The organism is Microlunatus phosphovorus NM-1, from assembly GCF_000270245.1.
Classification (GTDB): domain Bacteria; phylum Actinomycetota; class Actinomycetes; order Propionibacteriales; family Propionibacteriaceae; genus Microlunatus; species Microlunatus phosphovorus.
This window is the reverse complement of the sequence record NC_015635.1, coordinates 4540985-4559187: the sequence shown is the minus strand read 5'-3', so window position 1 is coordinate 4559187 and position 18203 is coordinate 4540985. Positions and strand designations below refer to the sequence as shown.

The window sequence follows — 18203 nt, the reverse complement described above, 5'->3', positions numbered from 1 at the left end:
CTTTGCCGAGCTGACTGCACCTGGTGGGGATAGCTCGACAGAATTCAGGTCAGCGCAGGCCGGTGGGGGTCACCCGGACGGCTGCCTGGGGCGCTTCGCCGGGGCAGTCCTGCCCGTTGGGGTAGGTCGTCTCGGCGGTGACGGTGACCTGAGCGAGCTTGGTCGTCCCCGTGCCGCTCCGGATTGTGCCGCTGACCTGCACGGGACCCGCGGTCAGTGTGGCCACGTCGGCGAAGCCGATCAGCGTGCCGTCGGGTGACGACGAGGCGGAACAGGAGCCGTCCGGGTCTTTGCCCGGATCAGTAGTGGGGCAGTTCTCGTCGACAGTCACTGATCCCGGTTGCAGCTCCACGGTCTGGTCGACGCAGTCGGTCTGGCAGATCCGCAGCCTCAACGTCAGCGGGTCGGTGGCAGTCGTACGTTCGACGACCGCGCGCTCGACCACCACGCTGACACCCGGTTGAGCGCCGATCTCGGTGCAGGCCTGACCGACCGGTGCTGCCGCGTGGCACCCGGTGGTGGCCGCGGCGAACAGGGCGATCAGCGGCCAGCCTCGGCGGGCCTGCCTGGGTCTCATGGTTTCCATCCTGCCAGCAGGGGTATCGATCCAGTGGGTCGCTCGACGTCTCGACACAGGTCCTGCGGACCCGTGACCAGGAGGATGGTTCATGTCGCGTGACGCTCAGACCGGCACTATCAGCACCGACATTCCGGCGCGGCTCGATCGGCTTCCGTGGGCGAGATTCCACTGGCTGATCGTGATCGGGCTGGGCACGGTCTGGATCCTCGACGGTCTGGAGGTCACGATCGTCGGCTCCATGTCGGAAGCCTTGAAGCCCGCCGACACCGGACTGGGGCTGACCAGTGCTCAGATCGGGCTCGCGGGTGCGGTCTATGTTGCCGGAGCCTGTCTGGGCTCCCTGGTCTTCGGTCAGCTGACTGACCGGTTCGGCCGCAAGCGGCTCTTCTTGATCACTCTCGGCCTCTACACCGTCGCCACGGTGCTGACCGCGTTCTCGATGAACCCGACCTGGTATCTGGTGTGCCGGTTCTTCACCGGAGCGGGCATCGGCGGAGAGTATGCGGCGATCAACTCAGCGATCGACGAACTGATCCCCAAGCACTATCGCGGCCGGGTCGATGTGATGATCAACGGCTCCTACTGGCTGGGGGCGGCCGCCGGTGCACTGCTGACGCTGCCGCTGCTGGATCCGACCCTGGTCAATCCGGCCCTCGGCTGGCGGTTGGCCTTCGGACTGGGCGGCACCTTGGCCATCGTGATCTTGATCGTGCGGCGCCATGTGCCGGAGAGTCCGCGGTGGCTGTTCATCCACGGCCGGGACGAGGAAGCCGAACGGATCGTGCAGGGCATCGAGAAGCGGGTGGCCGAGGAGGACCAGGTCGAGTTCCAACCGGTGGACGAGAAGATCACCATCCGGCAGCGACACACGATCGCCATGACCGAGATCGCTCGCACGGTGTTCACGCTCTATCCGCGCCGTACGATCCTGTGCTTCTCGTTGTTCGTCGGACAGGCGTTCTTGTACAACGCGTTCTTCTTCACCTACGGCGATACCTTGACGAGCTTCCTGGGAGTGGAACGCACCGGCGGCTACATCGCCGTCTTCGCGGTCAGCAACTTCGCCGGGGCGCTGCTGTTGAGTCGGCTGTTCGACACGGTCGGCAGGCGCAAGATGATCGCCGGGACCTATCTGCTTTCGGGCGTCCTGCTGGCGGTGACAGGCGTGCTGCTCGGCGGTCTGACCGCGGTGACTCTCACGCTGGCCGGAGCGGTCGTCTTCTTCTTCGCCTCGGCCGGTGCCAGTTCGGCGTACCTGACTGCCAGCGAGATCTTCCCGATGGAGACCCGGGCATTGTGCATCGCGTTCTTCTATGCGATCGGCACAGCAGCTGGTGGTATCGCCGGCCCGCTGCTGTTCGGGACGCTGATCGGCAACGCCGCCGAGGGCGGCGACATCACCGGGATCGCGCCGGGCTACTTCATCGGTGCCGCACTGATGATCGCCGGTGGCATCGTTGCGGCCTTCCTCGGTGTCGATGCGGAGCGGCGGTCGCTGGAGGATATCGCCCAGCCGCTGACCGCTGCCGACGCCGAGGCGAAGGGCTCCTGAGGGCTCAGTGCTGCTCGGCGCGGGCGTACGCGCGTTGTGCCGATGCGTACGCACGCAGGGTCGAGGCAGCGGTGTTGGACCAACTGAACCTGGTTGCGTGCACCGCACCGGTGGCGCCCAGCCAGCTGGCAGCCTCCCGGTCGTCCAGGATCGCGCCGAGGGCCTCCGCCCACTCGCCCGGATCGTGGTTGGGGACCAGCAGCCCGGTGGCGCCGTCGTCGACCGCGTGCCGCAACCCGCCGACATCTGTGGCGACCACCGGGCGGCCGCAGGCCTGGGCTTCCAGAGCGACCAGTCCGAACGACTCGTTGTGCGACGGCACGCCGACGACGTCGGACACGCAGTACCAACGGAACAGCTCGGCCCTCGGGGAGTGCGGCCGGAACTCCACCACATCGCTGATTCCGAGGTTCGCGACCAGTCCGGGCAGGGTCTGGGCCCAGGCTGACTCCGGACCGCTGGGGCTGCCGATGATGATCAGCCGGAGCCGCTCCCGGCGTTCCGGGCGCGCGGCGACCAGCCGGGCTGCCGCCCTGATCAACACGTCCGGGGCCTTCAACGGCTGAATCCGGCCGACGAACAAGATCACCTCGGCGTCTTGGGCGACGCCGAGTTGGGCTCGCGACTTCGGCTGGTCGCAAGGGTGGAAGGTGTGCAGGTCGACCCCGGGTGGCACGACCGCGATCTGCTCCGATCGAGCGTGATAGTGGCGCCGTAGTTCGGCTGCCTCGGCGGTCGTGTTGGCGGTCAGGATGTCGGCGCTGGCGACGATCGCGGCCTCACCCTGTTCCCGGATGTCGGGTTCGGCGAGGTGGCCGTCGCCGCGGAGCTCGTTCTTCACCCGGGCCATGGTGTGCATCGTGTGGACCATCGGAATCTGGTGTTGGTCCCGCAAGGTGCGGGCCACCATGCCGGACAGCCAGTAGTGCGAATGCAGCACCTGATGATCCGGTATGTGCGGCTCCATCGCTGCGGCGAACTCGTCGAGGTAGCCGGGCAGCAGTTCCTTGGCGACCTCGGCGACCGGGCCGGCGGCCAGCTGGATGACCCGGGCATGCTCATTGATGTCGACGATCTCCGGGGTGTCGGGATCGGTCCGCCGCGTGAACACGTCGACGCCCAGCCCACGCTCGCCGAGCCGCTTGGCCAACTCGGCGACATACACATTGAGGCCGCCGGCATCGCCGACGCCCGGCGTGGCCAACGGAGATGTATGGACACTGATCATCGCCACCCGTCGTGGGTAGGCGACCGGGCTGAGATGTCGCGGATGGGTGGGGGTCTCCGGCACGAGGTCAGGCTAACCCTCGGCGTGGGCTATGGCAGCGCAGCATCGATCCAGTCCATCGTGACAACGGGACGAACGCGTGGCTCAGTTGAACCCGAGCGGCGTGTCGCGTTCGTGCACGCGTCTGACCCGCAGGTTTGTCACGGAGTGACCGTCCGCCGCTATTAGGGTGGCGCGCATGACGGCGGAGGTGACCATCGAGGTGCTCGCCGCGCCGGTGGTCAATCATGCGATGGCCCACAACGGTCTGCCGTTCCTGCATCGGATCGTCGTCGCCTCGGCCGAACCGCTGGCCGAGGTGCTGGTCTCCGCCCGGCTGATCGACGATTTCGGCACCGTCCTGAGTCGTCCCTGGCAGCACCGAGCGGAGCGGGTCGAGCCGGGGCAGCCATTGACCGTGCAGCAGCCATCGCTCCGACTTGATGCGGCCCAACTGGCCGAGATCGAGGAGGAAACCGGGGCCGAGATCGTGGTGGACGTCGCGGCGGCGGGCGAGCCCATCGGCGTCATGACTCACCCGGTCCGGGTGCTGGCAGCGCGGCAGTGGATCCTGGACCCGGCCGCGCCGGTGCTGTCGCTGGAGACGCTGGCTGCGTTCGTCCAGCCCAACCATCCCGCGCTGCCGCCGCTGGTCTCCGAGGCGGCCCAACTGTTGGCCAAGCGAACGGGCAGCGGGTCACTCGCGGTCGGTGCGGTCAGCTCGGAACGGATCGACGAGATCGTCGGGGCGATCTTCACGGCCGTCCATGATCGGGAGATCTATTACGCGGAACCGCCGGCGAGCTGGGGCTATGGGCAGAAGGTGCGTACCCCGGGCGACGTCCTCACCGATCGGGTCGGCACCTGCCTGGACACCACGCTGCTGCTGGCCTCGACGTTGGAGCACGTCGGCATCGCGCCGGTGGTCTGGATCGCGTACGGGCACGCCTTCCTCGGCTATTGGCGTGCCGCAGACCGTGGTCTCCCCGATGCAGCCAGCACGCAGATCGCGGTCCCCGCCAATGCGGTCGATCTGAACCTGATGGGTGTGCTGGAGACCACCATGGTCACCCGCGAGCGCCGCCCGCCGCGCGATCTGGTCCGTCGGGCTGGGCAATCTCCCAAGGACGCCTACTTCCTCGGTGGTGCGGCTCAGCTGCTCGGGGTGGTCGACGTCGCGATGGCCAGGATGCTGCAGGTCTACCCGCTGCCTGCCCGCCGAGTGCGGTCGGACGGCGTCGTCGAAGTGATCGAGTACGCGCCGCCGCCTCTTTCCCCGGCGGCACCGGCCGCCGGTCCGACGGACCAGGCCGCTGCCGCCGCTGCTCGGGAAGTCACAGAGCCGGTGCCGCCCAGGGTGCAGGCCTGGAAGAACGCGCTGCTCGACCTGACGCTGCGCAACAAGCTGCTCAACCTGCGGCAGCCGATGACCCAGGTGCCACTGCTTCTTCCGTCGGAGCATCTGGGAGTGCTGGCCGACCAGCTGCAGGACGGTCGCACGGTTTCGGTCCGGGCGGCTGACGATCTGACCGGTGCCGTCCTCAGCGAGGGCGCCCGGGATGCGTACGCGCTGCCGGCCGATGTGCAACGGGCCATGCTGGTCAACAAGGCGACCATCTATTCCGGACATGACCGGGAGGCACATGATCGCGCTTTCGCCCGAGTGCGTTATCGCGCCCGGACCGGGTGGCAGGAGACCGGCGCCAACCCGCTGATGCTGACTCTCGGCCGGCTGGACTGGCAGCTGGGAGACCGTGAGCTGGCGGCGCCGCTGCTGTTGCTGCCGGTCGACATCAAGGGCGTGGTGATGCCGTACCGGTTGGCTGCCGATCAGACCCGATCGTTGTCGCTCAATCTCTCCTTGTTGGAGAAGCTGCGCGTCGAGTTCGGCTTCACGGTGCCCGCTCTCGCCGAGTTGCCGCGCCGATCGTCCGGTGAGGGTATCGATGTCGACGCCGTCGTACGTCAGGTACGCGAGGCGATCGCGGAGTCCGGACTGCCGTTCCGGGTGGAGAGCGAAGCTCGGCTGATCATCGGTGGGTTCACCGGCTTCCTGCTGTGGCGCGATCTGGACGAGCATTGGCAGCGATTCGCCGCTCAACCGCTGGTCGCGCAGCTGCTCAGCGGCAAGGTCGTCGACGGTGCCGAGCCTGCTGAGGTGTCCCACCAGATGCTGGACGAGGTGGTCGCGGCGGCTCCGATCCCAGCGGACGGATCGCAGGCACGAGCCATCGCAGCTGCGCGGGCCGGTCACAGTTTCGTGCTGGAAGGACCACCTGGCACCGGCAAGTCCCAGACGATCACCAACATCGTCGCCGACCAGCTCGCCCAGGGTCGCAAGGTGTTGTTCGTCGCGGAGAAGGGAGCGGCGCTCGACGTGGTCCGACACCGGCTCGGCGAGGTGGGACTACTGCCGTACGCGCTGGATCTGCACGATCACAGCGCTCGACCGGCCGAGGTCCGGGCTCGGATCAAGACGGCGTTGGGTCAGCGCCCGCGATCGGACCTGGATGGCTATCGTGCGGCGCTGGGCGAGCTCGAGGGGTCTGCGGCTGCCCTGCGAACCTACGCCGAACGGCTCCATCGGCCGAACCGGGCCGGGCTGTCCCTGTGGAGCGCTCGGGCCACCGCACTGGCCCGCGGTCCAGGGCCGACGCTGACCGTGCCACCTGCTGTGCTGGGTGGGCAGAACGCGAGCCCTGCTGGTGGTGACAGCGCCGACGGCAGTGGTGACGGTGCCGGACTGGCGAGGTTGCGGCAGGTGATCGCCGGTGCGGTGGACGATCTGGCCGCGCTTGACCCTGAGGTGGCGAAGGCCTGGGGGTTCGTCGGGGCTGGGCCGGTCGATCGGCGGCTGTCAGCCGAGCCCGGAGCGCTGCCCGGTTTGCTGGCCGCGGCCAATGCGGCTGTCGATGCGGCGCTGGCGACCCTCGATCAACTGCTGCCGGGGACCGTCGGGCTGCTGCGCGGGTGCACCACCTGGCAACAGTTGGCTGATCTGATCTTGCTGCTCTCGGCGCCCGTCGACGGTCACGACCTCCGCGAGCTGGACAGCCAACGCTGGCGCGCGGCCCGTGCCGAGCTGGACGGACGGACCCAGGCATTGCACGCTGCCGCGGAGGGTGCCCTCGCGGACTTCGCACCAGAGGTGTTCGAGGTGGATCTCGAACCCGTCCGCCAGGCCTTGCGGATCGCCGAACACTCCTTCTTCCTCGGGCGCAAAGGCCGACTGCTGACGGCCGCCGCACCGGTGCTGGCGCAGCTGCGTCCGGGGCGCACCCTCTCGCCCAAGGAGTTGCCGGCTCGGGTGGATGCATTGGCTGGACTGGCCGGCCAGCTGCGCTCCGTGGCCGCCGGGTGGCAGGCGCTCCCCGGGCTGCGAGGACTGCCGGCACTCAATCTCCTCAGCGCCGACGGTGCGCAGCGGTTGGCGGTAGCGCTGCGGGACCTGGACGCCTATCGCACTGCGTTGGACCGGCTCGGCCCCCGGCACGCCGCCGAGACCATCGGCGTACGCCAGCGGGAGCCGGCTCTGTTGGGCGCCGCTGCGCAGGTGCTGACCGAGGCACTCGATCGGTTGGGCGCTGCGTTCGCGGCGACGAACAGCCGTCCTCTCGATCAGGAGGCGTACGGCGCGGGTGGTCTGCTCCAGGCCTGGAGCGCCGGCGAGTCGGCGCGGGCCGCCGACCTGCCCCATGTCGCCGCTCTGCAACGCTGGCTGCGCGCGGCGGCGGCCGTGGACAGCCTGGCTGCGGAGTTGCCCGAAGCGCGGTGGCAGTTGCTGAGCGGACAGGTGGCTGGCACAGAAGCGATGGCTGCCCTGGAGCGGGGCTTGGCCGAAGGCTCGCTGATCGAACGCTGGGATGCCGGCGGCTTCCGCGGCTTCGACGCAGCCGGCCAGGACCGTTCGGTCGGCAGGTTCTTGGGCTCCAGTGATGCGGTCCGGACAGCCCTGACCACGGTGTTGCCGGCGACGCTGGTGCAGGCGCGGCCGTTCGGCAGCGGGGCGTTGTTCGGCAAGGTCGCCGCCTTGGAGCGAGAGGTCGGGCGTACCCGAGGCGGGCTGAGCGTACGCGAGCTGATCAGCAAGTACGGCGAGGTGATTGCCGCGATCACACCGTGTGTGCTGGTCAGCCCGGACTCGCTGGCGCGGTTCATCGCGCCCGGGGCGATGGACTTCGATCTGGTGGTCTTCGACGAGGCATCGCAGATCACGGTGCCGGACGCGATCGGCGCCCTCGGTCGCGCGACCGCTTGTGTGGTCGCCGGCGACTCCAAGCAGATGCCGCCGTACAGCTTCGCCCAGCTCGGTAGCGACGACGAGGTGAGCGAAGGCGACGCGGACGATTTCCTGGTCATCCCGGATGAGGAGTCGATCCTGTCGGAGTGCGTGCAGGCTGGACTGCCGAGACTGTGGCTGTCGTGGCACTACCGGAGTCGGGATGAGAGTCTGATCAGCTTCTCGAACGCGCAGTACTACGAGGATCGTTTGTCGTCGTTCCCGGCGTTCCCCGGGCAGCACGCCGACACCGGGGTCAGCTTCACCCGGGTGGACGGGACGTTTCTGCGGAGCGGGACGCGCGGACTCGAGAAGGGGATGCTGCGAACCAATCCCGTCGAGGCGGCGGCCGTGGTCGAGGAGGTCTTGCGGCGCTGGCAGCAGCGGGAACGCTCGATCGGGGTGGTGACTTTCAACATCCAGCAGCGGGCGCTGATCGAGTCGATGCTGTGGGACAGCGACGTCGCGGGGATTCGGGAGGCGCTGGCGCTCAAGGACGACGGGCTGTTCGTGAAGAACCTCGAGAACGTCCAAGGCGACGAACGCGACGTGATCATCTTCTCCACCGGCTTCTCGGTCGACAGTCACGGTGTGCTGCCGCTGAACTTCGGGCCCTTGAACCGATCCGGTGGGGAGCGGCGGCTGAATGTTGCCGTCACCAGGGCTCGGCGCCGGGTGATGATGTTCTCCTCCTTCGAGCCGGAGGACCTGCGGATCGAGCAGACCTCCTCGGTCGGCATCCGGCATCTGCGGGCGTACCTGGAGCAGGCCAAGCATGGGGTGCCGGACCGGGTGCGCAGTGAGGTCGCGGTGGATCGGCATGCCGAGCAGATTGCTGCGGCCTTGCGAGCAGCCGGATGTGTGGTCCAGACCGAGGTGGGCCTGTCGGAGTTCCGGATCGATCTGGCGGTGGCCGCGCCGGGACGTGGTTCGGTGCCGACGCTGACGGTGCTGCTCGACGGTCCGGTGTGGGCCGCGCGGGCGACCAGCAGCGACCGGGACGGCGCACCGGTCAATGTGCTCGGTGGGCTGATGGGCTGGCCCGGCGTGGCGCGCGTCTGGCTGCCGGCCTGGCTGTCCGATCCCGAGAGTGTCGTACGTGATCTGGTGGTGCGGGCTCACGCGTCGGCCGATGCGCCGCGCCAGGTGGGGGAGCTGGCCGTGTCGACGACCTGGTCGGAGTATGAGCCTCCGGCTGTGTCAGCTGATTCGGCTGGCTCGGGAGAATTGGAGGAGCTGGGCGAGTCAAGCGAGCCGGGAGCGACAGATGAACTCGACGGGCTTGAGTTGGTGACTCCGACCGACAGCGCTTCGTCCGGACTCGAGCAGTATCGGGAACCAGAGTTCGGCCCCTACCCGAGCAGCGTGCTCGAACGGCTCGACTATGACCCGGCTGCCCGCCAACAGGTGGTGGCCGTGATGACGGCGATCATCGAAGAATGCGGGCCGATCAGCGTCGAGCGGCTGGCTCGCCGAGTGGTCCGGGCGTACGGGCGGACCAGACTGGTGGAGCAGCGTGCTGCCCAACTGCGTACGCTGCTACCCCGGGAGGCGCTCCGGGACGGCGAGGGGTTCTGCTGGCCGCCGAGTCGCGACCCGTTGGACTGGTCCGGTTTCCGTACCTCCGACGACATCAAAACCCGTCCGGTCACCGACATCGCGCAGTTGGAGATCGCCAACGCGATGGCGTACGTGGCCACCCAGGCGATGGGGATCGGCATCGAAGAGCTGTTCAAGCAGACGTACAAGCTGTTCGGTGGCAACCGGGTGACCGAGCCGGTGCGGTCACGGCTGTCCGCGGCGTTGGAGGTCGGGATGCAGCGCGAGCGGTTGACCGTTCGCGGAGGAGTGGTGACGGTTTCCTGATCCGGCTGGATGATCACACACTCGCAGGCAATGGAACTGGGCCCTCACCGGCGGAACTCTTCGCCGGCGGACGAGGACCCAGTTCAGGCGTTGCACCCCAGCCCCCAAACGATGTCGGTCGCGATCCCCTTGCTCCTCGCGTCTCAGTCCATCCCGGTACAGCACCTGATCGACAGCCTAGACAGAGGCCTTTCACACTTGTGTCGAGATCCGTGTCAATAGGCTGACCAAGTCCTGAGCCATAGGATGACCAACCGCAGGTGAGCCGATCACACCGTCGTTTGGCGGGGACATCCAATGCGTCGGGGGTGACGAATGAGCGCGGGGCGGGGCCACAGATTCGCCGATGCGTTGGCTGAAGGCCTCGAGCGGCGCGGAATGAGCCTGGCGGCTCTGCGGGACGCACTCGCCGCCCGGGGAACGCCGATGAGTCTGGCTGCACTCAGCTATTGGCGGTCCGGGCTGCGTCAACCCCAGCAGGAGCAGTCGATGCGCGCAGTCGTCGTCATCGAGGAGATCCTGGGAATGCTTCCCGGTGAGCTCGAGTCGCTGACCTCGCCGGGGCGTCGCCGGCTGCCGCGCTCCGATCTGTTCGCTGTCTATCCAGACCGGCAGGACGTGATCCTTCGACTCCTGCGCGAGCTGGGAATGAGCCACCCGTACGAGGAGCTGGTGGAGCGGGAGGTCACCACGAAGTACGACCTCGACGCGCGGGGGTGCGCCGTACGGTTCACCAACATCGCGGTGCTCGAAGCCGTTGTCCCTGGTGCCCGACGTCTTGCCCTGGTGATGGTGGGCGAGACGCCCGACGAGCGCCCGTTGGAGTTCACCTCGCTCGGGGGATATCGCGTCGGCCAGGTGGTTCGAGACCGGGAGTCGATGGTGACGATCGCCGAGATGCTGCTGGAGGAAGAGCTGCAGGTAGGGGAGACTGCGATCGTCGAGCAGCAGGTGGAGCTCGATGCCGCCGAGGACGACAACGAGCTTCGCTACTGGGCCTGGCCGCGGGTGGGGTCCGTGAGTCTGTGGGTTCGGTACCATCCGGACAAGGTGCCCGTGCGATGTGAGTCATTCACCATCGTCAACGGGACCGAGGAGTCTCACGAGGTGCCGATCCATGGCACCAGCGTGCACCGCACCGTCGCCAAGTTCGGCCCAGGGACGGTTGGCCTTCGTTGGTTCTGGGGCGACTGAGTTCTCGGCGTCGCAGCCGACGGTCAGACATTGTGGCTGGTTCTACGGGGACTTCATCGCGCCGAAGCCGGCGCGTCGAGGTCAAGGCGCCAGAGGTTGCCGGCCACGCCATCACAGCTGAGCGAGATGACCCTGGTCTCGTACGGGACGTTGGGCAACTGAACGACACGTTCGCCCCAGACGTGATGATGACCGTGGACGAGCACTCGCGGCTGGACGGCCTCGAAGACGCGGTTGACCCGGGCGCGGGAGACCGCGGCCCACGACAGCGAGTCCCGCGGCCACCCGTACGGGTTGTGGGCGAGTGTCTCGCGGACCGCGGGGACACACCACTCCAGCTCGGGTGAGTCGTGGGTGATGAGGATGTCGACCGGCCCGTCGGTCACGGCCCCTTCGACGTCTGCCTCCGACGGCATCTCCTCCGGCCACCAGTCGACGCCCTCGGTACGCCGGTGCTTGTCGACAGAAGCAGCACCGCCGAACGAGAGGAAGGTCGTCTTGCCGATGGTGAACCGGTAGCCCCGAGGCAGCACCTGGACGTGCTCGGTCAACCGGACGGGCAGGTCCGCGCCGGTCGCGGGATCGCGATGCTTGCTGTGCTGCCACAGCGTCGTCAGTCGCGCCCAGTCCTCGTGATTGCCAGGCGTGACGAGAACCTCGACACCCTGGCGTACGCAGGCGTTCTCGACAGCCTCCAGGTAGCGCTTACCGAACGAGCCGGGCCAGATCCCGAAGTCGCCGACATGCAGGATCGTCGTGATTCCAGCTGCGCCGATCGACTCGATGCGGCTGGTGGCCCAGCGCACGTTGCCATGCCAATCGCCAGCGAACACCACCTGCACCATGGCAAGGACCGTAGTCGCTGGGTGGTGCCGTTGCCGAGTGAGTTTCTCTGTCGACAGAGTGTTGACAGAAACCCGCTCCGACCAGGTCGGCGACGGCCACCTCACACCCGTTAGGGTTTGGGTCGAGGCTGATATATCGCCTTCTTCGTCGCTCAGGCGGACTGCTTGGCGAGGATCTCGCGGTCGAGTTCGCTGGATGTGCGAGTGGCGATCCTGAACTTCAGGAACAGGGCGTCCCGGATGGCCTCCACGGCGGTGTGTAGTTCCCCGTCAGTCGGCGCGTAGATATCGATCGCGAGTTGCTGACCCGGATAGTCGAGCGCGGGCTCGACCTCAACCTCGGTCGATGCAGGGAATCCGAGTGCGGGCAGCAGCGCGTCGATCTGTTCCATCAGGCTCAGATCAGGGAAGACGATGGTGTCCTCAGCCATGAAACCAGCCTACTGCCAGGTCGTCCGCGAGGACGAGCAGAGTCTCGTCGAGGTGCAGCCCGTAGCGTCGGAGTGCCAAGTCAAGCCCGGCCCTGGCATCGTCGAGATGGGAGCCTTGATTGCGCAGATCGATGACCACCCGGCGCGCCTGTTTGCGGCCCTCTCGGACTCGTTGGGTGATCGCGTTGGCAGTCGAATCGGCGGTCTTGGTCTCGATAGTCACGGCCACATGCGCCGCGACCGCATCGGGCGTCTTGCGATAGCGGCCTTCGAGACGCCTCACCGACAGAGTCGGGCACTCGCGGCCTCGTAGCCATGCCGCCGTTCTTGCCTCGGCAGGGCTGAACCAGCGGTCTGGATCGTCGACCGGGGCGATCAGCCCCGCAGCCTCGAGTTCAAGGTAGGTCGGCGGAGCCGGTGGCATGCCAGATCGTTCCAAGCCGCCAAGCACTCCTTCGAAGACGTGGTCGACATCGAAAGGCAGGCCGCCGACGATTGAGGCGTTCCCCAACAACGAGGTGCTTCTTGTAGGCGATCAGCCCAGACCGCTTGCAGACCAAGCATGCGCGGCCCTGCTTGAGCTTCTTGGGCGTGCCAGCACGACAACCTTGCATGAGCAGGACGCACTAGGCGAGAGGTTCCGGGAACTCGGCCCGCGCGTTTCCACCAGTGTGAGGGCGCTGGCTGAGGCGCTCATTCGTGCACATGTCGACATGGATATGGAGTGGATGGAGCCGGAACGTCCAACAGTCAGGGCTTCTCTGCCGGTATCGGCGGCTGGCTGGATCCGAGAGTTCGTTACGGGCAGGGAACTCGATGAGGAGGAGCTGACCCTGGTCGGCGTGGTACGCACAGTCAGTGATATTGCGAAATGGTCCGTTGAGACAGCCGAGAGGCTCGAGCAGGTTGATGCAAGCCGCCTGCCTGTCGAGGTAGTCCACTCAACGAAGGTCGGCGACGAGATCCGACTGTTGGTTCTCGCCCGACTGACCGAGCGCCCAGACGGGACTGTTCGTCGGGAGATGAGTGCTCGGCAACTCCTGGCGGACGATGGCCGGGAGTGAAGCGGCGGCGACCTTGCTGGGCTTCCTTCGGATGAGATGAGTCGTGAACTGCGGAGCCTGCCGACCGCTGACCGTCGCAGACGCTCGATCTTCAGCGCAGCCGGACTCCTGCCGGCACTTCCTGCGGGTTCTGTGCCCTTGGCCAACTGGTTGGTTCACCGATCATGCGAACGTATGGCTCATCCGAAACCACGCGGCGTGTCGGGCTTGTTTCTGGGATTGAGCCGCAGATTTGTCACAGGTGAAGGGCTCAAGCTGGGTGCAGACTGCTGTCCAGCGGTCAGCACCTCAGGCTCAAAGCCTCTCGGGGAGCAGCGTGAACGCCTCGACGTGACGACGCCGAACTGCGGTGAAGTGCCGACGGTCGAGCGTGGCGATCTCGGTGATGCCCAAACGCTCGGGCGAGCGCGATGACTGAGGCATCGGTGGTGCCGAGTCGCATGTCGTCGTACTGTTCGACGAGCTCAGCCATCCGGCGGTAGTCGGCGGTCGTCAGCTCTACGGGCTCGAACCCGCCCTCCGCCACCCCGACCAGGAACGTCGCTTCGTCGGCTGGGCCGCCGAGTCTGTCGATGAGGTAACCCGGTTCCGCAGCCACCGTCGCCGGGAGTAGGAATCGGCGGCCTGGGAGACGCAAGCCGGTGAAGGTCCACGCAGGCACGATCGTGGTCTTCTGTCGTGAAAGCGGCTGCAACGATTGGTGCGGTGTCAAACAGAATCACGGTCAGTCGCGACCGAAACCCTCGGTCAACGACGCATCGATACGTTGGGCGTTGTCGGTCCGCCCATTCCTGGCCGGCCCCATCGCGATCCAAGTGAACGCCTTGTCAGATGGTGCCGGACGCGGCCTTGTGCGGCGCCGCACATCAGACAGCACCTGTCCGACCTGCTCCTCAGAGAGGGAGTCAATCAGCTGGTGTAGTTCGTCGCGACCTGCGGACACGACTCAAGTCTGGGCGGTGGCGGCACCGACCGTCGAGTGAGGCCGGCCTCCTTGTGGGGAGTTGGGAAGCACGCGACAGGCGACGCTGGCATTGAGAAGCCAGGCTCGGTTGTCGGAGGTGTTGATGGAAGTGTCAGGCGAGCAGACCGCGTGCCTTCTCGATCAAGGCAGCACTGGCGCGTTCGGCCTTCTTCTGTGCATCCACGTTGATCAAGGCGATCGAGTAATGGGCGGTGTCTTTGAGGTCGAGCAGTGCGCTGAGGTGCTTGCTTGGCTGGTCGCTGGGAACGGCGCTGCGGAGGAAAGCGATAGCCCCTCGGTGGTCCTCCCCGCGCCATCGTTCGCCGATGGAGCCAGCACCGATTGCGTCGGCAGACGCTATCCCGGCCAAGACGTAGAGCGATACGGCTACCTTTCCGGCGTAGGTGTCGTCGCGGTCAGAGCCAACGAGTTCGGCGGTTTCATGGCACTTGCGAGCGAAGTCAAGTCGCTGTCGACCCTGTGCACGGTTAAATACCTCGGTCCTGCTGCGGCTCGAACGACTCATGCCGCAGTCTCTGCTTCATTGAGGAGATCGATTCCGTCTCGGCGGAGGCTGCCGACCAGGGGATCGGCGTCGCGGGTCATCTGCGCCCAAGTTGATTCGCTGACGGTGACTAGTTGCGCATGGTTGCCGGTCCAACGACGCACTGCTGCGCGCAGCGACTCCATCTCGGACTCGAGTGGCGCCGCCAGGTCGCGGTGAATGATCAAGATGTCGACGTCGGACGAAGTATCACCGTCGGCGCGGGCCGTAGAGCCGAACAGTCTCGCCCGCGTCGGCGGGTTGTCCCATCCGGCCAAGTGGTCACGGATGCGTCGGAGCAACGTCTCCCGGATGCCGATGAGGATCTCGACGGCAGGCCAGGCAAGGTGGTCGCGGTTCGCCTCGTAGAGGATCGCTGATCCGGCGCGCTCGGCGGTCACGATGCCTACCTCAGTAAGTCGGTCAAGTACGGCCGCAATGCCGGGAACGCTGCCTCGTCGTGCCAACCGTTGGACTTGACGACCTGTGATCGGCCTGCCTGCCCGGGCGAGTACTTCCAGCACCGCACCATCAAGCGAAGGTACGACGCTCTCGTACGGGGCCGACACATCCATGCGTTAAGAATAACAGACACGTGTCCGAAATACTTGTCGTCATGGAGGTGGATGGCTTCGCGCCAAAGCAGGTCTGACCTACGCAAAGGGGTTCGTGAACCCACGAGCAAGGGTCTAGCCGATGCCTTCGGAACGGCTCAGTTGCGGCCGAAGCCCTCAAGCTGGTCGGGGTTGGTCGAAAGATCCGCAGGACCGCTGAACGAGCCGATCCAAGCGGAGGCAGAGTCCGGTGGCGTCATGCGCCGCTGAGTACGCCGACGCACATCGCTGAGCACCAAGTCGACCTGCTCCTCGGGGAAGGAGCCGATCAGGTGGTGCAACTCGTCGCGGTGCGCAGACATGGCAATCAGTGTAATGCGGCGTTGGCGTTGAGAAGCAGAGTCGGGTATCGCATGCCATTGCGGCCGTGTGTGGAGTGACTATTCGGCCTTTTGCATAGCTTGTAGTCGACCTTTTGCATAGGACTGGATCGACTTTCACGGAGCTCGCGAACGGCTGGCGTCCGCCGATCATCTCTGGCCCGGAGGCGCGAAACGTACGAAGACCACGCCTAACCGCTGATCGTCTGTGGCCCCGTGGCGCCAAAACGGGCCGCCGGAGGCAGGTACGCACGGTGCCGGAGGCAGACAGGCGCGGCGACACGCAAGGGCCCAAGCGAAAAGGGCCTCTGACCCAGGCAAATGTCCAGGTCAGAGGCCCTTTTCGTGGCTACGTACGAAGGATCAGCAGTCGTAGTAGAGCTCGAACTCATGCGGGTGCGGACGGAGCCGGATGCCGTCGATGTCGGCCCGCTTCAGCTCGACCCAGGTCTCGATCAGGTCGGGGGTGAAGACGTCGCCCTGCAGCAGGAACTCGTGGTCGGCCTCGAGTGCGTCGAGGGCGCCGTCCAGGCTGTCCGGCACGGTCGGCACGCTGGCGTGCTCCTCGGGCGGCAGCTCGTAGAGGTCCTTGTCGATCGGTGCCGGCGGCTCGGTCTTGTTCTGGATGCCGTCCAGACCGGCGAGCAGGATGGCCGCGAACGCCAGGTATGGGTTCGACGAGGGGTCGGGGCAGCGGAACTCGACCCGCTTGGCCTTCGGGTTGGTGCCGGTGATCGGGATCCGCATGGCCGCGGAGCGGTTGCGCGAGCTGTAGACCAGGTTGACCGGGGCCTCGAAGCCGGGGACCAGGCGGTGGTAGGAGTTCACGCTCGGGTTGGTGAATGCCAGCAGCGCCGGGGCGTGGGCCAGGATGCCGCCGATGTACCAGCGGGCAATGTCGGACAGGCCGCCGTAACCGGCCTCGTCGTAGAACAGCGGGGTGCCGTTCTGCCACAGCGAGGAGTGCACGTGCATCCCGGAGCCGTTGTCACCGAAGATCGGCTTCGGCATGAAGGTCGCGGTCTTGCCGGCGGCCCAGGCGGTGTTCTTGATGATGTACTTGAACTTCTGCACATCGTCGCCGGCAGACAGCATGGTGTTGAACCGGTAGTTGATCTCGGCCTGGCCGGCGGTGCCGACCTCGTGGTGCGACCGCTCGACAGTCAGGCCCGAGGCCTCCAGGTTGAGGGTCATCACGTCGCGCAGGTCGGCGAAGTGGTCGACCGGCGGCACCGGGAAGTAGCCGCCCTTGTACTTCACCTTGTAGCCGCGGTTGCCGCCCTCTTCGACCCGGCCGGTGTTCCAGGCGCCGGCCACGGAGTCGATGGCGTAGAAGCCGGTGTTCTGCTTGGTCTCGAACCGGACGTCGTCGAAGACGTAGAACTCAGCCTCCGGGGCGAAGAACGCGGTGTCGCCGATGCCGGTGGAAGCCAGGTAGTTCTCCGCCTTGCGGGCGATGTTGCGCGGGTCGCGGCTGTACGGCTCCTTGGTCAGCGGGTCATGGACGAAGAAGTTGAGGCACAGCGTCTTGGCCTCGCGGAACGGGTCCAGGTAGGCCGTGGTGGGATCAGGCAGCAGCGCCATGTCCGACTCGTGGATCTTCTGGAAGCCGCGGATCGAGGATCCGTCGAACGCCAGGCCATCTTCGAAGACGCTCATGTCGAACGAGCCGGCGGGCACCGTGAAGTGCTGCATCGTGCCGGGCAAGTCGCAGAATCGGACGTCGACGATCGCGACGCCCTCGTCCTTGATGTAGGCCAACAGCTCGTCGGCGCTTTGGAACATCTGTCCTCCGGTGAATGTTGGTGCGAAGACTGCTCCGGGCCGGGAACAATCTCGAGCTGGATCGAGCGCGGTTCGGTGCCACCATGCCCGTTTCCAGCACTTTAGGAAAGTGCCGTTTCCGTCCAGTTGCTGAAATGTTTCGTGCAGGTAACACCGCTTGTCAGACCGCTCGAAGTCCATTGATGGGCTTGCCGGTCCGTCGAAGAGCCACCCTCTCATGGCCAACCGGTAACCTCGCAGAGTGCCCGACCAACCACCCGCGTACGCCGGCAGCCGGCTTGGTCTGCCCGAGGCCGGACGGGGCTCACTGGCCTCGTGGCGGGCTCGGGTCGCGGCCCTGATCTTGGACTGGGCGGCTTCGATGGCGATCGCCGTGGGTTTGTTCGGTCCCGGGGCGGTGACCGGCAGCGGCTGGCAGGCCTGGATGACTCTGGCCGTGTTCTGGGTGGAGTCGACCCTGTTGGTGACCGTCGCCAGCGGCAGCTTCGGCCAGCTGATCTGCCGCATCGCGGTGGTCCGGCTGGACACCAAGCCGGTCGGATTTCCAAGGGCGGTGCTGCGCCAGGCCCTGATCTGCCTGGCTCTGCCGCCCCTGGTGATCGGGCCGGACCGGCGCGGTCTGCAGGACCTCGCCGCCGGCACTGTCGTCGTCAACCGCCGCTGAACCTTTGCCGGGTCAAGATCCCGGCCGTACGCGAGAAGTTGCTCGGGTTTGTCGGCTTTGCTCGATCTACAGATCGAGCAAAGCCGACAAGATCGAGCAACTTCGGCCCGCTGAGCCCGAGTCCGCTGAGCCCGAACCTGAGCGCACTCGTCAGCCAACCGTCAGGAGGTGGGTGGGGCAGGGATCAGGTCCGGCGAGTTGATTGACCTGTGGTCCACGGACGACGTGGCCGCT

Annotated in this window: 15 protein-coding genes; 5 read left to right on the top strand and 10 right to left on the bottom strand. The window is 66.5% G+C overall.

The genetic code is table 11. The features are described 5' to 3' along the window. Positions 1-49 precede the first annotated feature (49 nt). Entirely contained in the window at positions 50-577 is a 528-nt protein-coding gene (locus MLP_RS20585; RefSeq protein WP_013865108.1) for a hypothetical protein, read from the bottom strand. Positions 578-668: 91 nt separating this feature from the next. On the opposite strand from MLP_RS20585, the gene MLP_RS20580 reads away from it, so the two are divergent. Further along, a complete protein-coding gene (locus tag MLP_RS20580; protein WP_013865107.1) occupies positions 669-2132 on the top strand; it encodes an MFS transporter in 1464 nt (487 codons plus the stop codon). 4 nt (positions 2133-2136) lie between these two features. On the opposite strand, the gene mshA is transcribed toward MLP_RS20580, so the two are convergent. Further along, positions 2137-3423: a D-inositol-3-phosphate glycosyltransferase gene (gene mshA, locus MLP_RS20575; protein ID WP_013865106.1), complete on the bottom strand. Its 1287-nt coding sequence runs from the start codon at positions 3421-3423 to the stop codon at positions 2137-2139. Between the two features lie 175 nt (positions 3424-3598). On the opposite strand from mshA, the gene MLP_RS20570 reads away from it, so the two are divergent. Beyond that, positions 3599-9544, top strand: a complete 5946-nt coding sequence (locus tag MLP_RS20570) for a DUF3320 domain-containing protein (RefSeq protein ID WP_041790392.1) — start codon at positions 3599-3601, stop codon at positions 9542-9544. 315 nt (positions 9545-9859) lie between these two features. Continuing rightward, entirely contained in the window at positions 9860-10738 is an 879-nt protein-coding gene (locus tag MLP_RS20565; protein WP_013865104.1) for a hypothetical protein, read from the top strand. A gap of 53 nt (positions 10739-10791) precedes the next feature. Here MLP_RS20565 and MLP_RS20560 read toward each other — a convergent pair whose 3' ends face one another. From MLP_RS20560 to MLP_RS20550, 3 genes are all read right to left on the bottom strand, one after another. Further along, complete coding sequence (locus MLP_RS20560) at positions 10792-11583, bottom strand: metallophosphoesterase family protein (protein WP_013865103.1); 792 nt, start codon at positions 11581-11583, stop codon at positions 10792-10794. Positions 11584-11735: 152 nt separating this feature from the next. Next, entirely contained in the window at positions 11736-12014 is a 279-nt protein-coding gene (locus MLP_RS20555; RefSeq protein ID WP_013865102.1) for a hypothetical protein, read from the bottom strand. After that, the gene (locus MLP_RS20550; protein ID WP_041790387.1) at positions 12007-12438 is read right to left on the bottom strand and encodes a hypothetical protein; all 432 of its coding nucleotides are present in this window, start codon (positions 12436-12438) and stop codon (positions 12007-12009) included. Before MLP_RS20550 ends, MLP_RS20555 begins: the two co-directional genes overlap by 8 nt. Here MLP_RS20550 and MLP_RS20545 point away from each other — a divergent pair. Continuing rightward, positions 12437-13078, top strand: coding sequence for a hypothetical protein (locus MLP_RS20545; protein WP_156821242.1), 642 nt, complete (start codon positions 12437-12439; stop codon positions 13076-13078). The two genes, MLP_RS20550 and MLP_RS20545, sit on opposite strands and share 2 nt — an antisense overlap. Positions 13079-13372: 294 nt before the next feature. On the opposite strand, the gene MLP_RS29275 is transcribed toward MLP_RS20545, so the two are convergent. The 5 genes from MLP_RS29275 to glnA form a co-directional block, all read right to left on the bottom strand. Then, positions 13373-13501, bottom strand: a complete 129-nt coding sequence (locus tag MLP_RS29275) for a hypothetical protein (protein WP_269453366.1) — start codon at positions 13499-13501, stop codon at positions 13373-13375. Between the two features lie 653 nt (positions 13502-14154). Next, positions 14155-14568, bottom strand: a complete 414-nt coding sequence (locus tag MLP_RS20530; RefSeq protein ID WP_049804613.1) for a basic helix-loop-helix domain-containing protein — start codon at positions 14566-14568, stop codon at positions 14155-14157. Beyond that, the gene (locus MLP_RS20525; RefSeq protein ID WP_049804612.1) at positions 14565-14987 is read right to left on the bottom strand and encodes a nucleotidyltransferase domain-containing protein; all 423 of its coding nucleotides are present in this window, start codon (positions 14985-14987) and stop codon (positions 14565-14567) included. The genes MLP_RS20530 and MLP_RS20525 overlap by 4 nt, the downstream gene beginning before the upstream one ends. A 311-nt stretch (positions 14988-15298) precedes the next feature. Continuing rightward, the gene (locus MLP_RS20520) at positions 15299-15502 is read right to left on the bottom strand and encodes a hypothetical protein (protein WP_013865095.1); all 204 of its coding nucleotides are present in this window, start codon (positions 15500-15502) and stop codon (positions 15299-15301) included. Between the two features lie 381 nt (positions 15503-15883). Continuing rightward, positions 15884-17305 (bottom strand): type I glutamate--ammonia ligase, encoded by a 1422-nt coding sequence (gene glnA, locus MLP_RS20515; RefSeq protein WP_013865094.1) that lies wholly within the window; start codon positions 17303-17305, stop codon positions 15884-15886. Positions 17306-17546: 241 nt separating this feature from the next. Between glnA and MLP_RS20510 the strand changes: the two genes are divergently transcribed. Next, the gene (locus MLP_RS20510; RefSeq protein ID WP_013865093.1) at positions 17547-17969 is read left to right on the top strand and encodes an RDD family protein; all 423 of its coding nucleotides are present in this window, start codon (positions 17547-17549) and stop codon (positions 17967-17969) included. Positions 17970-18203 lie beyond the last annotated feature (234 nt).

Excerpts from the sequence above, each read along its gene's own strand:
- MLP_RS20585 (WP_013865108.1), bottom strand. The coding sequence starts at position 577 with ATGAGACCCAGGCAGGCCCGCCGAGGCTGGCCGCTGATCGCCCTGTTC.
- MLP_RS20580 (WP_013865107.1), top strand. The coding sequence starts at position 669 with ATGTCGCGTGACGCTCAGACCGGCACTATCAGCACCGACATTCCGGCG.
- MLP_RS20570 (WP_041790392.1), top strand. The coding sequence starts at position 3,599 with ATGACGGCGGAGGTGACCATCGAGGTGCTCGCCGCGCCGGTGGTCAAT.
- MLP_RS20565 (WP_013865104.1), top strand. The coding sequence starts at position 9,860 with ATGAGCGCGGGGCGGGGCCACAGATTCGCCGATGCGTTGGCTGAAGGC.
- MLP_RS20560 (WP_013865103.1), bottom strand. The coding sequence starts at position 11,583 with ATGGTGCAGGTGGTGTTCGCTGGCGATTGGCATGGCAACGTGCGCTGG.
- MLP_RS20555 (WP_013865102.1), bottom strand. The coding sequence starts at position 12,014 with ATGGCTGAGGACACCATCGTCTTCCCTGATCTGAGCCTGATGGAACAG.
- MLP_RS20545 (WP_156821242.1), top strand. The coding sequence starts at position 12,437 with ATGCCAGATCGTTCCAAGCCGCCAAGCACTCCTTCGAAGACGTGGTCG.
- MLP_RS20550 (WP_041790387.1), bottom strand. The coding sequence starts at position 12,438 with ATGCCACCGGCTCCGCCGACCTACCTTGAACTCGAGGCTGCGGGGCTG.
- MLP_RS29275 (WP_269453366.1), bottom strand. The coding sequence starts at position 13,501 with ATGCCTCAGTCATCGCGCTCGCCCGAGCGTTTGGGCATCACCGAGATC.
- MLP_RS20530 (WP_049804613.1), bottom strand. The coding sequence starts at position 14,568 with ATGAGTCGTTCGAGCCGCAGCAGGACCGAGGTATTTAACCGTGCACAG.
- MLP_RS20520 (WP_013865095.1), bottom strand. The coding sequence starts at position 15,502 with ATGTCTGCGCACCGCGACGAGTTGCACCACCTGATCGGCTCCTTCCCC.
- glnA (WP_013865094.1), bottom strand. The coding sequence starts at position 17,305 with ATGTTCCAAAGCGCCGACGAGCTGTTGGCCTACATCAAGGACGAGGGC.